Source organism: Caulobacter sp. FV1ye13L, from assembly GCF_058681155.1.
This window is the reverse complement of sequence record NZ_CM178732.1, coordinates 2,673,102-2,688,491: the sequence shown is the minus strand read 5'-3', so window position 1 is coordinate 2,688,491 and position 15,390 is coordinate 2,673,102. Positions and strand designations below refer to the sequence as shown.

Annotated in this window: 12 protein-coding genes; 7 read left to right on the top strand and 5 right to left on the bottom strand. The window is 68.6% G+C overall.

What is annotated here, in order from left to right:
• Window positions 1-29: 29 nt before the first annotated feature.
• The gene (locus ACW176_RS12955; RefSeq protein WP_492109420.1) at window positions 30-221 is read right to left on the bottom strand and encodes a hypothetical protein; all 192 of its coding nucleotides are present in this window, start codon (window positions 219-221) and stop codon (window positions 30-32) included.
• Window positions 222-329: 108 nt separating this feature from the next.
• Between ACW176_RS12955 and ACW176_RS12950 the strand changes: the two genes are divergently transcribed.
• The 6 genes from ACW176_RS12950 (at window position 330) to ACW176_RS12925 (ending at window position 8,329) form a co-directional block, all read left to right on the top strand.
• Window positions 330-2,720 (top strand): ATP-dependent helicase, encoded by a 2,391-nt coding sequence (locus tag ACW176_RS12950; protein ID WP_492109419.1) that lies wholly within the window; start codon window positions 330-332, stop codon window positions 2,718-2,720.
• Between the two features lie 1,008 nt (window positions 2,721-3,728).
• Complete coding sequence (locus ACW176_RS12945; RefSeq protein ID WP_492109418.1) at window positions 3,729-4,463, top strand: class I SAM-dependent methyltransferase; 735 nt, start codon at window positions 3,729-3,731, stop codon at window positions 4,461-4,463.
• 153 nt (window positions 4,464-4,616) lie between these two features.
• Window positions 4,617-5,060: a hypothetical protein gene (locus ACW176_RS12940; RefSeq protein ID WP_492109417.1), complete on the top strand. Its 444-nt coding sequence runs from the start codon at window positions 4,617-4,619 to the stop codon at window positions 5,058-5,060.
• A 49-nt stretch (window positions 5,061-5,109) separates the two neighbouring features.
• Window positions 5,110-5,976, top strand: coding sequence for a 50S ribosomal protein L11 methyltransferase (locus tag ACW176_RS12935; RefSeq protein WP_492109416.1), 867 nt, complete (start codon window positions 5,110-5,112; stop codon window positions 5,974-5,976).
• Window positions 5,977-6,046: 70 nt separating this feature from the next.
• The gene (locus ACW176_RS12930) at window positions 6,047-6,475 is read left to right on the top strand and encodes a hypothetical protein (protein WP_492109415.1); all 429 of its coding nucleotides are present in this window, start codon (window positions 6,047-6,049) and stop codon (window positions 6,473-6,475) included.
• Window positions 6,476-6,517: 42 nt separating this feature from the next.
• Window positions 6,518-8,329 (top strand): aminopeptidase P family protein, encoded by a 1,812-nt coding sequence (locus ACW176_RS12925; RefSeq protein ID WP_492109414.1) that lies wholly within the window; start codon window positions 6,518-6,520, stop codon window positions 8,327-8,329.
• A gap of 119 nt (window positions 8,330-8,448) precedes the next feature.
• Here ACW176_RS12925 and ACW176_RS12920 read toward each other — a convergent pair whose 3' ends face one another.
• Together ACW176_RS12920 and ligA are read right to left on the bottom strand one after the other, a co-directional pair.
• A complete protein-coding gene (locus ACW176_RS12920) occupies window positions 8,449-8,868 on the bottom strand; it encodes a DUF2147 domain-containing protein (protein WP_419317490.1) in 420 nt (139 codons plus the stop codon).
• Window positions 8,869-8,984: 116 nt separating this feature from the next.
• The gene (ligA, locus tag ACW176_RS12915; RefSeq protein ID WP_492109413.1) at window positions 8,985-11,336 is read right to left on the bottom strand and encodes an NAD-dependent DNA ligase LigA; all 2,352 of its coding nucleotides are present in this window, start codon (window positions 11,334-11,336) and stop codon (window positions 8,985-8,987) included.
• A 108-nt stretch (window positions 11,337-11,444) separates the two neighbouring features.
• Here ligA and ACW176_RS12910 point away from each other — a divergent pair, with 108 nt between their 5' ends.
• The gene (locus tag ACW176_RS12910) at window positions 11,445-12,614 is read left to right on the top strand and encodes an acyltransferase family protein (RefSeq protein ID WP_492109412.1); all 1,170 of its coding nucleotides are present in this window, start codon (window positions 11,445-11,447) and stop codon (window positions 12,612-12,614) included.
• 56 nt (window positions 12,615-12,670) lie between these two features.
• On the opposite strand, the gene recN is transcribed toward ACW176_RS12910, so the two are convergent.
• Complete coding sequence (gene recN / locus ACW176_RS12905; RefSeq protein ID WP_492109411.1) at window positions 12,671-14,368, bottom strand: DNA repair protein RecN; 1,698 nt, start codon at window positions 14,366-14,368, stop codon at window positions 12,671-12,673.
• A 92-nt stretch (window positions 14,369-14,460) separates the two neighbouring features.
• Window positions 14,461-15,378 carry an outer membrane protein assembly factor BamD gene (locus ACW176_RS12900; protein WP_492057641.1) on the bottom strand — a complete coding sequence of 306 codons (918 nt, stop codon included), beginning with the start codon at window positions 15,376-15,378 and terminating at the stop codon, window positions 14,461-14,463.
• Window positions 15,379-15,390: the final 12 nt, after the last annotated feature.

Genomic DNA, 15,390 nt, shown 5'->3' with positions numbered 1-15,390 from the left:
GTGCGAAGGTGGGTGTTTCATGGCCGGTCTCAACTGCCCGACGGCTTTGGCGCATCTGGCAACTGGGGCGCCGAGGCCGACACATTGACGTCGATCGACTTCTTCTGAGTGAAGCCGCCGGAATAGACGACGAAGGCGATGATCGCGACGATCACCACCAGTCCGCCGACAATGAACGCCAAGCCGCTGTTGCCGCCGCTGTTGCTCGCGCCTTCGGCCATGTGAGCCTCCCGTGATTGATGTGTCTGATCAACGACCCTCAAGGCCGCAGGTTCCGCAATCGCCCCTTGGGGGCTTAAGCCCGCCACGGTCTGTGCTACATATGTTCCATGTCTTCAGACTTCGACTCGACCTTTCCCGGCGACCTCCCCTCCCCGCGCATCTCCGACCTGGCCCGCCCCCGCGCCCCCGGCGGCGACCCCGGCTATCTGGAGGGGCTGAACCCCGAGCAGCGGGCGGCGGTCGAAACCACCGAGGGCCCTGTGCTGGTCCTGGCCGGGGCCGGCACGGGCAAGACGCGGGTCCTGACCACGCGCCTGGCCCACATCCTGTCGACCGGCCGCGCCCGTCCGTGGGAGCTGCTGGCCGTCACCTTCACCAACAAGGCCGCCCGCGAAATGCGCGAGCGGATCACCCACATCATCGGGGCCGAGGCCGAGGGCCTGCGCTGGCTGGGCACCTTCCACTCGGTGGCCGCCCAGATCCTGCGCCGTCACGCCGAACTGGTGGGCCTGAAGTCCAGCTATACGATCATCGACAATGACGATCAGGAGCGCCTGCTCAAGCAGCTGATCGAGGCCGAGAACGTCGACGCCAAGCGCTGGACGCCCAAGATCCTGGCGGGGATGATCGACCACTGGAAGAACAAGGGCTGGACGCCCGAGCGCGTGCCCCCGGCCGAGGGCGCGGAGTTCGCAGGCGGCAAGGGCGTCACCCTTTACCGTCAGTACCAGGAGCGGCTGCGCATCCTCAACGCCTGCGATTTCGGCGATCTGCTGCTGCACAACATCACCATCCTGACCAGCCATCCCGACGTGCTGACCGACTACCAGACGCGCTTCAAATACGTGATGGTCGACGAGTATCAGGACACCAACATCGCCCAGTATCTGTGGCTGCGCCTGCTGGCCCAGGGCCGGCAGAACGTCTGCTGCGTAGGCGACGACGACCAGTCGATCTATGGCTGGCGCGGGGCCGAGGTCGACAACATCCTGCGCTTCGAGCGCGACTTCCCGGGGGCCAAGGTGGTCAAGCTGGAGCGCAACTATCGCTCCACCGAGCATATCCTGGCCGCCGCCTCGGGCCTGATCACCGCCAACAGGGACAGACTGGGCAAGACCCTTTGGACCGGGGAGACTGGCGGCGAGAAGGTCAAGGTCAGCGGCGTCTGGGACGGCGAGGCCGAAAGCCGGATGGTCGCCGACGAGATCGAGAAGGCCAAGCGGGCCGGCCGCAAATACAGCCACATGGCCATTCTGGTCCGCGCCAGCTTCCAGATGCGATCCTTCGAGGAGCGCTTCGTGATGCTGCAGATCCCCTACAAGGTGGTCGGCGGCCCGCGCTTCTTCGAACGGGCCGAAATCCGCGACGCCCACGCCTATCTGCGCCTGATCCAGTCGCCCGACGATGATCTGGCCTTCGAGCGCATCGTCAACACGCCCAAGCGCGGCATCGGCGACACGAGCGTCCAGAAGCTGCTGCACATCGCCCGGGCCGAGAGCCTGCCGGCGGTCGAGGCCGCGCGGGCCCTGGTCTCCACCGACGAACTGCCGGCCCGCACCCGCACGGCGCTGTCCAACTTCCTGCGCGACCTGGATCGCTGGCGGGCTCTGGCCGCGACGACCCCGCACCAGCGGGTTCTCGAGGCTGTGCTGGAAGAGAGCGGCTATACCGACGCTCTTCGCCTCGACAAGGGCCCCACCAGCCAGACGCGGCTGGAGAACCTCAAGGAGCTCGTCCAGTCGATGAGCGCCTTCGACACCTTGGAAAGCTATCTGGAGCACGTGTCGCTGGTCATGGACCTGGACAAGGGCGCCGGCGACGACGCGGTCTGGATCATGACCCTGCACTCGGCCAAGGGCCTGGAATTTCCGCTGGTCTTCCTGCCCGGCTGGGAAGAAGGCGTGTTCCCCAGCCAGCGCAGCATGGACGACAAGGGCGCCAAGGGCCTCGAGGAAGAGCGCCGCCTGGCCTATGTCGGCATCACCCGGGCCCGTGAGGAGGCCCGGATCAGCTTCGTGGCCAACCGGCAGGTCTATGGCCGCTGGACCAGCCAGCTGCCCAGCCGCTTCGTCGACGAACTGCCCCTGGCCCATGTCGAGGCGGCGTCCGAGACCGGCTATTATGGCGGCGGGCCGGGCATGCAGCAGACGGCGGCCTCGCGCTGGGACGATACCGGCGCCAGTTCGTCGTTCGGCGGCGCGGGCTATGCCAGCCCCGGCTGGAAGCGGGCCCAGGACCGCATGGCCGGCGGCGGCAATTCCTGGAGCAATCCCCGCACCGGCGGCTCGGGCGGGCGCTCGGCCCCGATCGAGGGCGAAGGCCGCCTGGTGGCCGTCTCCGCGCCGTCCAAGGCCAGCGCCTACCAGCGCGGCGACCGGGTGTTCCACGTCAAGTTCGGCTACGGCAAGGTCTCGGCCGTCGAGGGCAACAAGCTGTCGGTGGCCTTCGACAAGGCCGGCGACAAGAAGGTCATCGACAGTTTCGTCGAGAAGGCGTGACATTCAGGCTCCTTGTTCCTCGCCACCCGCCCCCTCCTGACCGCTACGCGGTCGTCCTCCCCCGTAGGGGGAAGACGAGGTCGGCGCGTTTCATCTTCCCCCTCCGGGGGAAGACGGTCGCGAAGCGACCCGTAGGGGGCAAGTCTGGCGGACACAGGCTCTCAGCCTCACGCGGCGTCAGCCACTGAGTTAGTCGGGGAGGCGCGAAGCGGCCGGGGCGAACCCGGATGACCGTGATGTGTGTTTTGCGTTTCGGCTCGACCTGTCCGCTTCGCAGAAGCTGTTCTTGCGTGAGGATCGGGCCAAGCGAGCGTCTTTCAGCTCTGATACCCAAGAGCCCCCGTACGGGCGCGCATCCCGTCGATCGGCGAACCGTCTCGACGCCGACGATGCGCGATAGGCGGGTTTACGATCCCTCGCCCTCTTCGACCCGCGTTCACCCGGCCGACAAGCCACTCAGCGTTTGCGCCGTCCTTCTGAGACAGCCCGCACGCCTCGACCCGCCTTCCAGGGCGTCGCGGCCCCGCTCAGCTCCATCCCCGTCGCCGCTTTGGGCCGGTACCAAGCGCCCTCCCCCTGCGACGGGGACAGCTGTGATTATGCGGGAGGTTTGAGCGCCGAGGATTGGCGCGATCAACTATTTTATAGAGCGTTGATTTCGTTGGACTCGATTTCGGAAAGTACGGGGATACAGCGCGGCGTATCCCCATACCTCCCGTCATTCCCGCCCTTGTGGCGGGAACCCCTGTTTCAGCCCGCACGTGAGGCGCAAGCGAAGTGCGCGCGCACTTCGCCCCTCCCGCACCTGCGGCGGACAGAGGGGTTCCCGCCACAAGGGCGGGAATGACGGTGATTTATTGGAGAGGCGCCCCGCCCCCCTTCGCGCCGAAGGGAGCCATCCCTGCAACTCACGGCGAGACGATCCCCGGTCTGTCCAGGAGATGTAAAGATAAGCGGGACGCCGGGCATCCGCTTGTCCAGTTCAACGCGATCTGAAAATCTTGGCAAATGCCAGATCTCCTCTTCGCCGACGCCGAACTTGCCGCGCTCTATGACGCGATGAACCCCGGCCGGGACGACTATGACTTCTACCGCCCGATGGTGATGGCCGCTCGCGCGGTCTTGGACGTCGGCTGTGGTACGGGGTCCATGCTGCACCAGGCCCGCGACGCGGGGCATGGCGGGCGGCTTTGCGGCCTCGATCCAGCGCCGGGCATGTTGGCCCAAGCGAGTCGGCGCGACGATGTCGAATGGGTGCTCGGCGACCTCTCATCGGTCGCCTGGGACGCAGAGTTCGACCTGGTCGTTATGACCGGGCACGCCTTCCAGGTCCTTGTCGAGGATGACGAATTGCGCGACGCCCTGGCGAGTATTCATGCCGCCCTGAAGCCGGGTGGCCGCTTCGCCTTCGAGACCCGCAATCCATCCGCCCGGGCGTGGGAGGCATGGGAAGCCGAGGTTCGCAGCGCCTTCGCCGGTCCCCACGGAGAAAGCGTGCAGGTGAGCCGGAAGGTCACAACGCCCTTCAATGGGCGGGTGGTGTCGTTCTCACACACCTTTCAAAGCGCGGCGTGGGACCAATCGCGGGTCAGCCACAGCACCCTGCGGTTCATCGGCAAGGCCGACCTCGACGCGGAACTGGCACGCGCAGGTCTGAGGCTGGAGGCCCAGTTTGGGGACTGGGACGAGAGCCCTCTCACCGAGACCAGCCCCGAAATCATCACCATCGCCCGCCGAATCTGAAAGTTCGCCTCCCTCCTCGGCCCGTCAAAAGGACCGCCCTTCGACGGTGACAAGGGCCCGCGTCCAGCCCTTCGCTCTCCTTCGGCCAACACCGACCCGGCAGGATTTCTTGCCGCCCATCGAACGGAACCGCGCGCCAGACGCTATGCGTCCATGGACTTCGATCTGACGCCCCTGAAAACCTTCGCCGTCTCACGGCCGGTGCTGTACGGCGCGCCGCTGGCGGCCTTGCTGGGCGTGGCTCTGGGACTGGTGTTTCAGGTCGGATCCCAGACCGAACCCTCTGTCGAAACCCGGCCGCTCAATCGCGCCGCCCTGGAAGACTCCGCCCAGCCGATCGGCTGGCCGTCGGGCAAGGTCCCCGACTATGTGATCGGCACCGATTTCCTGGCGCAGACCCATCCGCTCGAGACCGATCCGCCGCACTACGAGGTCGAGCCGACGCCCATGGTCTATGCCGCCCCCGAGCCCGCGCCGCCCGCCATGGTGGCCGCCCGCCCCGCGCGCGATGAGACCCGCTGGGCCTCGACCCAGGGCGACATCCTGGACATCCGCCTGCCCGAGGATGAGCCGCCACAGCCGACTTTGCTGAACTAGGCGGCCCCAAAGGCTCGCCTTTCGGCTCCAGGATCGGTACTGGAGCGGCATGACCGACTATACGCCCCAACAGATCGTCGCCCGCGGCGACCGCGCCGACGCCGAAGCCGCCGCCGACGCCATCGACAACCATCCCGGCCTCGAAGGCGCGACCTACTCGATCCTGGAAGAGGACGAGGACAAGAACATCTGGCGGATCGACGCCTTCCCCACCACCCAGGACGAGTCCGAGGGCCTGGCGCAGGTGCTCGCGGGCTTCAAGGTCAAGGTGACCACCGAGGTTCTGGCCGACGCCGACTGGCTGGCCATGGCGCTGTCGGGCCTGCCGCCGGTGCGGGCCGGTCGCTTCTTCGTCTATGGCATGCACGATCGCGGCCGCCTGCCGGCCAGCACCGTCAATCTGCGCATCGAGGCCGGCGCGGCCTTCGGCACCGGCCACCACGGCACCACCGTGGGCTGCCTGCAGGCCTATGACCGCCTGCTCAAGGCTCGCCGCTTCAAGAAGGTGCTGGACGTCGGGGCCGGCACCGGCCTGCTGGCCATCGCTGCGGCCCGGACCGGCAGCAAGCTGGCGGTCGGCACCGATATCGACCGTCCCAGCGTGCGCATCGCCCGCGAAAACGCCAAGGTCAACCAGACCAACGCCAAGTTCGTCCACGCCTCGGGCCTGGGCGACCGGCTGGTGGCCGACAACGCGCCCTATGACCTGGTGTTCGCCAACATCCTGGCCCGGCCGCTGATCAGCCTGGCCCAGGATATCAAGCGCGCCCTGGTCCCCGGCGGCACGGTGATCCTGTCGGGCCTGCTGCGCACCCAGGAGCGGATGGTCAAGGCCGCCTACCTGTCGCGTGGCTTCAAGGTCGTCAGCCGCATCCATCGCGACGCCTGGGCGACCCTGGTTCTTCAGCGTCCCTGAGACCGAGCGGAACCGGCGGGCCAGGGGCCACGTTTCTAGAGCCAACACTCTTGGTTCAAGGAACAGCCCGATGACCTATGTCGATCCCCAGACCCCGCCGACCGAGCGCGTGATCGAAGTCCGCCGCGAAGGCAACACCACCGGCTGGATGGTGGCGGGCATCGTCGCGGTCGTCGCGGTGATCGCCGTGGCCTTCATGCTCAACCAGCGGCCGGCCGACACCGCCCAGGACCAGCTGCTGCAGGCCCAGGAACAGGGTCGCGCCGCCGGCGTGATCGAGGGCGCGCAGTCCAGCGTGGCCACCAGCGCCCAGCAGGCCCAGTTGGCCGCCGAGACCGCCGCGCGCAACGCCGGGGCCGCCGCTGACGAGGCCCGCCGCGACACCGAGCGCTCGGCCGCAAACGCCAGCCAGGCCGCCCAGGACGCCGCCGACCGTGTGGCGGCGACCGGCGACACCGCGCCGGCGGCCAACGCGCCGGTCGCCGCTTCCCCGCAATAATCATCCTCTTCCCAGGCTCGGGTCGGGGGATTACATCGGGGTATGCGTCAGACCTTCGATGAATCCACCGACCCGTCCTTCGGCCCCCGTCACGTTCCGCTGATCCGCGCCGCCATGGCCCGCCAGGGCCTGGACGGCTTCCTCGTGCCGCACGAGGACGAGCATCAGAACGAGTACCTGCCCGCCGCCAATGACCGTCTGGCCTGGGCCAGCGGCTTCACCGGCAGCGCCGGGGCCGGCGTGATCATGATCGACCGCGCCGCCGTGTTCGTCGATGGCCGCTACACCCTGCAGGTGCGCGAGCAGGTCGACCAGGGCGTGTTCGAGATCCGCGACCTCGTCGAGGGCGGCGTCCCCGCCTATCTCGAAACAGCCAAGGCCGGCGCCGTCATCGGCTATGACGCCCGCCTGCACAGCCCGCAGGCCCTCGACAGCCTCAAGGCCGCCGCCGCCAAGGTCGGCGCGGAACTCAAGCCCGTCGCCGTCAACCCGCTGGACGAAGCCTGGGGCGCCCAGCGTCCGGCGCAACCGGCCGCGCCCATCGTGCCGCAGCCCGTCGACTATGCCGGCGAGGACTCCGCCTCCAAGCGCGGCCGCGTGGGCGCCAGCCTGACCGGCCTCGGGGCCGACGCCGCCGTGATCACGGCCCCGGCCTCGATCGCATGGCTGTTCAATGTGCGTGGCGGCGATGTGATCCGCTCGCCCCTGCCGCTGTCGCAGGCCATCGTCAACAGCGATGGCACGGCCCGCCTGTTCATCGACCCGGCCAAGGTCACCGCCGACCTGCCGGCCTGGCTGGGCAACCAGGTGTCGCTGGAAACGCCTGAGGCTCTCGACGCCGCCCTGGCCGAGCTGGCCGGCAAGGCGGTTCTGATCGACCCCGGCCAATCCTCGGCCTGGTATTTCGACACCCTGACCGCCGCCGGCGCCAGGGTGGTGCGCGGCATGGATCCCTGCACGATGCCGCGGGCCTGCAAGAACGACGTCGAGATCGACGGCACGCGCGAGGCGCACCGCCGCGACGGCGCCGCCCTGACCCGCTTCCTGCACTGGCTGGCCACCGACGGTCAGATCAATCCGCCCGACGAGAAGGAAGCCGTCGCCAAGCTTGAAGGCTTCCGCGAAGCCACCGGCCTGCTCAAGGACCTGTCGTTCGACACCATCGGCGCCGCCAACGGCCATGGCGCCCTGCCCCACTATCGCCCGACCGAGCGCAGCAACCAGCGGGCCGCGATGGGCTCGCTGCTGCTGGTCGACAGCGGCGGCCAGTATCTGGACGGCACCACCGACGTCACCCGCACGGTGGCGATCGGCGAGCCCTCGGCCGAGATGATCCAGCGCAACACCCTGGTGCTGAAGGGCCATCTGGCCATCGCCCGCCTGCGCTTCCCGGCCGGCACCACCGGCTCGGCCATCGACGCCTTCGCCCGCGCCGCTCTTTGGAGCCATGGCCTGGACTATGACCACGGCACCGGCCACGGCGTCGGCGTCTATCTGGGCGTCCACGAAGGCCCGCAGCGGATCTCCAAGGCCCCCAACACCATCGCGTTGCAGCCCGGCATGATCGTCTCCAATGAGCCCGGCTTCTACAAGGACGGCGAATACGGCATCCGGATCGAGAACCTGGAAGTGGTCATGCCCGCCGAGGACATCGCCGGCGGCGAGCGCCCGATGCACCGCTTCGAGGCCCTGACCCTGGCCCCCATCGACCGCCGCCTGATCGACAAGACCCTGCTGTCGGCCGAAGAGGTCGCCCAGTTCGACGCCTATCACGCGCGGGTGCTCAAGGAGATCGGGCCCCGGGTCGAGCCCGAGGTGCGGGCCTGGATGGAAGCGGCCTGCGCGCCGCTTTAGCGACGACTTGCCCCCTCCTGGCTGCTTCGCAGCCGTCCTCCCCCGTAGGGGGAAGACGATCTCATCTTCCCCCTACGGGGGAGGAGCGCGCAGCGCGGAGGGGGCGAGTACTCGAAAGCCTACTTCAACCGGTTCCAAACCTGGGTCTTGCACAGCGGCGCGACGACGCAGCCCTTCAGCTTCAGCTGATTGTCGGACAGCATCTCGATCGTGCCGGCATAGGTGCCGCCGTCGTCGGGATTATAGACCGTGCCGCCGGTCCACTTGGCGGGGCCGCCGGTGAAGTCGTACAGCATCTGCAGGCCCTTCAGCGGGCGCCCGCGCTGGGCGGTGGCCTTGTTTCTTTCGTCCTTCAGGGCGGCGTTGGTCTTGAGCTGGTTGGAGGTGACCAGCTTGCCGCACAGGCTGTTGCCGCAGCGGGAGATCTCGACCTGGCCGCCATTGGTCGGCGTGGCCCAAAGGCCGGTGACATCGGCGGCGAAGGCGGGTCCGGCCAGCGCGCCGAGGGCCGCGACAGCGATGAAGGTAGTGCGGAACATGGTCTACTCCCTGGGTCGCGCCTGACTGCGCGTTTGACTGCATTGGTTGCGCGATCCGCCTACCAACGGCAAGTCTCGCGGCGAATTGAGGGCGAGATCTTCAAATCCGTCCAGCCCTAGCCGGCCACCATGGCCAGCCACTCGTCCTCGGTCATCACCTGGATGCCCAGCTCGGTGGCGGTCTTCAGCTTGGAGCCCGCGCCGGGGCCGGCCACCACCAGATCGGTCTTCTTCGACACCGATGAGGCCACCTTTGCGCCCAGCGCCTCGGCCTGGGCCTTGGCTTCGTCGCGGGTCATCTTTTCGAGGGCGCCAGTGAAGACCACGGTCTTGCCGGCCACGGCCGTGTCAGTCTTGGGCTTGGCGACGGCCTGAATGTCGAGTTGCTCGACCAGGGCAGCGACCTTCTGGCGGTTATGATCCTCGCTGAAGAACCGCGCCAGCGACTGGGCCGCGACCGGGCCGACGCCGTCGACGGCGGCCAGATGCAGATAGTCCTCGCCCGGCGCGCCATTGGCCGCCTCGGCCAGGGCCTGGGCGAAGGCGTCCCAGGTTCCATAGCGCTGGGTCAGAGCCGCGCGGGCCGGCTTGGTCAGCTTGGGGACGGCATGACCGATCTTGATCTCCACGCTCTCGGCCTGCGGCCAAGGATCGGCTTTCAGGCCGCCCTTGCCGACCTCGACCAGCAGGTCCAGGGCCTTGGGGCCAACGCCGGGCGCGGTGGAAAGTTCGAGATAGGTCGCGGTGGGCAGGCCCGTGGCGGCGGCCTCGGCGGCGGCCTGCAGGTCGGCGAAGGTGTCGAAGTGGCGAGCCAGAACGGTCGAGGTGGTCTCGCCGATATCCCGCATGCCCAGGCCGTAGATCACCCGGTCCAGACCGATGGTGCGCCGGGCCTCGATGCCCTTGACCAGATTGGCGACGGAGGTCTCGCCATAGCCGTCGCGGGTGCGCAGGGCGTCCAGCTTTTCCGTGTCACGGGCCAGGCGGAAGATGTCGGCGGGCTCGCGGATCCAGCCCTCGTCGAAGAAGGCCTGCAGCTGCTTTTCGCCCAGGCCCTCAATGTCGAAGGCCCGGCGCGACACAAAGTGGCGCAGGTGCTCCACCCGCTGGAACGGACAGGCGAACTCGCCGGTGCAGCGGCGCACGACGGACTCGGCCCCCGAGGCGTTGGTCTCGCGCGCCAGCGGCGTCTTCAGCGGGCACGGGCAAACGTGCGGAAACTCATAGGCCGGCGGCGCGGGATCGGGCCGCGCCTCCAGCGCCACCTCGACGATCTGCGGGATGACGTCGCCGGCCCGCTGGATCACCACGGTGTCGCCCACCCGCACGTCCAGCCGGGCGATCTCGTCGCCATTGTGCAGGGTTGCGTTGGTCACCGAGACCCCGCCCACCGTCACCGGCTTCAGCCGCGCCACGGGCGTGATCGCGCCGGTGCGGCCGACCTGCAGGTCGATGGCTTCCAGGATCGTGCGGGCCTTCTGGGCCGGGAACTTGCGGGCGATGGCCCAGCGGGGCGAGCGCGAGACAAAGCCCAGCCGACGCTGCCGCTCCAGGTCGTCGACCTTGTAGACGACGCCGTCGATATCGAAATCCAGGGTCGGCCGCAGGGTCTCGAAGGCGGCATAGATGTCGAGCAGGCCCTGGGCGTTCTCCACCCGCTTGGCCGGCGGGGCCGTGGTGACAAACCCCCAGTCTTCGAGCCTCGCCAGCGCCTCCCACTGGCCGTCGGCGAAGCTGTCGCTGACCAGGCCCCAGGCATAGCCGAAGAACCGCAGCGGGCGCTGGGCGCTGATCTTCGGATCGATCTGGCGCAGGGAGCCGGCGGCGAAGTTGCGGGGATTGGCATAGGTGCGCTGGCCCGCCGCCTCAGCGGCGGCGTTGAAGGCCGCGAAGGCCGCCAGTTCGACATAAACCTCGCCGCGCACCTCGATCACCTCGGGCCATCCGGAGCCCTTCAGGCGCTGGGGGATGTCGGCGATGGTGCGCAGGTTGGCGGTGACGTCCTCGCCCACCCGCCCGTCGCCCCGCGTCGCGCCCTGGACCAGCACGCCCTTCTCGTAGCGCAGGGAGGCCGACAGGCCGTCGATCTTGGGCTCGGCCGTGTAGGCTACGGTCTCGGCAGGCGACAGCTTCAGGAACCGCCGCACGCGGGCGTCGAACTCGATCGCCTCGTCGTTGGAAAAGGCGTTGTCGAGGCTCAGCATCGGCACGCCGTGCTCGACCGGCGAGAACTGGTCGGCCCGCGCCGCCCCCACGCTGACGGAGGGAGAATTCTCGCGGATCAGGTGCGGAAAGCGGGTCTCGATGTCGAGATTGCGTCGCTTCAGCGCGTCGTACTCGGCGTCGCTGATCGCGGGCGCGTCCTGCTGGTGATAGCGCAGGTCATGGGCCGACAGCTGATCGGCCAGGGCTTCCAGTTCCAGGGCGGCCTGGGCTTCGGAGAGGTCGGCGACGGGCGTCAGGGTCACGGGCGAATCCGGCTGGAAAGGGTGTCGACCCGGTTTTAACCGATGCCTTGGTAAAACGCTCCTGTTGGCGCGCGCCTTGCTGCGGCTTCGTCAGAAACGGAGATCCGCATGTCGAACGCCGCCGAACCGTCCCGCATTGGGGCGCGCGATCTTCGCAAGGCGAGAGACCTGTCGCGCGGCGGTCCGCTGGACGCCCTGCGGTTCTTCGCGGCCTTCTTCATGGTGATCTATCACTATGCCGAGCAGGCGCCCGTCAGCCTGTTCGCGCTGCACCCGGCCCTGGGGCGCGGTTATCTGGCCACCGATTTCTTCCTGATGCTGTCGGGCTATGTGCTGGGCCGCGCCTATGGCGACCGGGTCGCCAGCCGGCAGGTCGGCGACCGCGAGTTCCTGCTCAAGCGCTTTGCCCGCGTCTGGCCCTCGCATCTGGTGATGCTGAGCGGCTTTGTCGCCCTGATCGTCGCCACCAGCCTGATCGGCGTCGCGCCGCAGAACCCGCAGTGGTTCCAGTGGTCGCAGCTGCCGGCCCAGGCCCTGCTGGTGCAGGCCTGGGGCTTTGACGGCCCGTCAGGCTGGAATACCCCGACCTGGACCCTGTCGGCCCTGATCTTTTGCTATGCCGCCTTCCCGGTGCTGTGGCGCAGCTTTGCCGCCATTCGCTCGCCCTGGATCGCCCTGGCCGTGGGCGTGGCGATCTTCGTCGCCGTCGATCTGGCCTGCCGCTACTGGCTGGGTCAGAGCTCGTACCGGCTAGCGCTGAAGTACGGCGTCATCCGCGCCCTGCCCCTGTTTCTGATCGGGATGCTGATCGCCCGCCTGGGCCGCGAAGTCGTGGTCAGCCCCCGCATCGCCGACGCTCTGGGCGCGGCGGCCATCGCCGGGGTCGTGGGCCTGAACCTGATCGGCGCCTTCGACTATGCCAGCCTGGCCCTGCTGGCCGTGCTGATCTTCGCCGCCGGCGCCTCGGCCCGGAAGGACTGGGGCTGGGCCAAGACGGCGGGCCGGCTGGCCTTCGCCCTCTACCTGACCAACCAGTTCGTCGGCGTGACCTGGTTTGGCGCCCAGCACGTGGCGGCCGGCAAGCTCGCCTTGAACGACACCGCCCTGTGGCTGACCTGGGCCCTGGCCTTCCCGGCCGCCGTGATCTTCGCCGCCCTGTTCGAGCGCTTCGTCGACGGCCCGCTGCAGGCCTGGGTCAAGCCGCGCGTCGAGATGAGCGCCCTGCGGTCGATGTTCCGGGCCAACCCGGCGATGTGGGCCAAGCGGCGGGTGGTCTGAGGGCTATCGGCGGACGATAGCAATGCTCACTGTCGACGCCCTGAACCCGACGCAGCCTAGTTGATCAGGGCCCGCGCCGCCGCCCTCGCCGCCTCGGTGACCTCGGCCCCCGACAGCATGCGGGCGATCTCTTCCTCGCGCTGGGCGGGCGACAGGGGCTCGACCCGGGTGCGGATGGACTGATCGTCGCCGGACTTGGCGATGCGCCAGTGGGCGTCGCCGCGCGCCGCGACCTGGGCCGAGTGGGTGACCACCAGGACCTGAGCGTTCTCGGCCAGGCGCTTCAAGCGCAGGCCCACCGCGTCGGCTACCGCGCCGCCGACGCCCTGGTCGACCTCGTCGAAGATCATCAGCGGTTGGGGTCCGCCGCCCTTGCCCGCGAGGGCCGCCTTCAGCGCCAGGGCGAAGCGGGCCAGTTCGCCGCCCGAGGCGATGGTCTCCATCGGCCCGAACGGCGCGCCGGGATTGGTCGAGATCTCGAAGGCGACGCGATCCATGCCGGTGGGGCCGACCCGGTCCTCGGGCAGAGGCTCGACGGCGACCCGGAATTTGGCCTTTTCCAGCTTCAGCGGCGCCAGTTCGGCCTCGACGGCCAGGGCCAGACGATCGCCGGCGGCGCGGCGTTCGGCCGACAGGGCCTCGGCGGCGAAGACATAGCCGTCGCGGGCGGACGAGGCCTCTTCTTCGGCGGCCTTGAGGGCCTCGCCGGAGGTCTCGATGGCCTGCAGGCGGGCGGCGAACTCGGCGCGCAGGGACGGCAGGTTCTCGGTGGCGACGTTCAGCTTGCGGGCCATGCCGCGCAAAGCAAACAGCCGCTCCTCGGTCTTTTCCAGACGGTCGGGTTCGAACTCGAAGGTTTCGGCCACCGCGTCGATGGCGGCGCTGGCTTCCTGGGCCTCGACCAAAGCCCGGTCGACGGCGTCGCAGGCCGCCGTCAGCCGGGTCATGGCCGCGCCGTCGGCGGGGGCGCCGGCATGCAGCGCGCGTTCGCGGGCCCGCTCCAGAGCGCGGAAGGCCTGGGCCAGCTTGCCCGACAAAGCATCTCCACCGAGCGCGTCCTGGGCCGAGGCGATGTCGGCCAAGGCCTTCTCGGCCGAGCCCAGCAGGGCGCGTTCCTCGGCCAGAGCCGTCTCCTCGCCCTCGCGGGGGTCCAGGCGGTCCAGCTCAGACAGACGCAGAGTCAGTTCCTCGGTCTCGGCGGCGGCCTGGTTGGCCAGGGCGCGCAGGGCCTCGGCTTTTTCCCGCGCGGCGCGCCAACCGCTCCAGGCCGAGGCGACGGCCGAGACGGACACGGCGCCGAAGGCGTCCAGCAGGGTGCGGTGGGTGCGGGGGTCCAGCAGGCCGACGGTCTCATGCTGGCCGTGCACCTCCAGCAGCAGGGCGCCCAGGTCTTTCAGCACGCCGACGCTGGTGGCCTGATCATTGACGAAGGCTCTGGAACGCCCGTCCGGCGACAGCTGGCGGCGCAGGACCAAGTCCTCGTCGCGGCCATAGTCCAGGCCCTTGTCGTCCAGATAGGCGAAGGCCGGGTGATCGGCCTGCAGGGCGAAGATGGCTGTGGCCGAGGCCTGCCCCGCCGCGCCGCGACGCACGAGGCCGGCGTCGGCCCGCGCGCCGGTGGCCAGGCCCAAGGCGTCGAGGATGATCGACTTGCCCGCGCCGGTTTCACCGGTCAGGGCGGTCAGGCCCGGCCCGATGGCCAGATCCAGGCTCTCGATGAGCACGACGTCGCGAATGGAGAGACCAATCAGCATGTCGCGGAGATTCGCCCAGAATCAGCGTTTTTCAAAGCGCTCAGACGCTTCGATGTTCAGCTTGTGTTCCGCGAGGCTGCGGGGGCCCCAGACTAGAGCCCCAGAAGGCCCCGCACGCCGTCCTTCTTGGCCGGCTTTTCGCCGGGAGGGGCCAGAGTGGCGTTCTTGTCGCGCACCAGACGGTCCAGCAGATTCTTCTTGGCGCCGGGGGTCAGCGGCTCGACGGCGGGCTTGAGGCCAGCGTCGTTGAGCAGCTTGTAGGCGTCCGAATACCAGCGATCGCCCGGGAAGTTGTAGCCCAGCACGGCGCCGTTGCGCTTGGCCTCATCGAACAGGCCCAGGGTCAGATAGGATTCCACCAGACGGAACAGGGCTTCTGGCGTGTGCGACGTGGTCTGGTGACGGTCGATCACGGTCTTGAAGCGGCCGATGGCGGCCAGGGTCTGGCCCTGGCGCAGATAGTAGCGGCCGATGGCCATTTCCTTGCCGGCCAGCTGGTCATTGACCATGTCGATCTTCAGGCGGGCGTCCTGGGCGTATTCGCTGGTCGGATAGCGTTGGACCACGTCGCGCAGCGACGCCAGGGCCTGCTCGGTGGCGGCCTGGTCGCGGTTGACGTCGACGATCTGCTCGAAATAGCAGACGGCCTTGAGATAGTAGGCGTAGGAGGCCGACGGATTGCCGGGATACAGCGAGATGAAGCGGTCGGCGTCGCCGATGGCGTCATTGTACTGGTTGCCCTGATAGTGGGCGAACCCGGTCATCAGGATCGAGCGGCGCGACCATTCCGAATAGGGGTGCTGGCGTTCGACTTCGCGGAAATAGTCGACGGCCTCGTTCCAGTTGCCGCGGTCCAGGCGATCGGCGCCCGTGGCGTAGAGCAGCTCCACCGGGCGCTCTTCATAGGCCAGAGTCGGCTTCTTGGCCTGGCCGGCGCAACCCGCGACCGTAACGGAGACGAGAACGGCGGCGAGGACGACTGCCGAACGACCCGGGAATTTAAGAAGCACGGACTATCACCC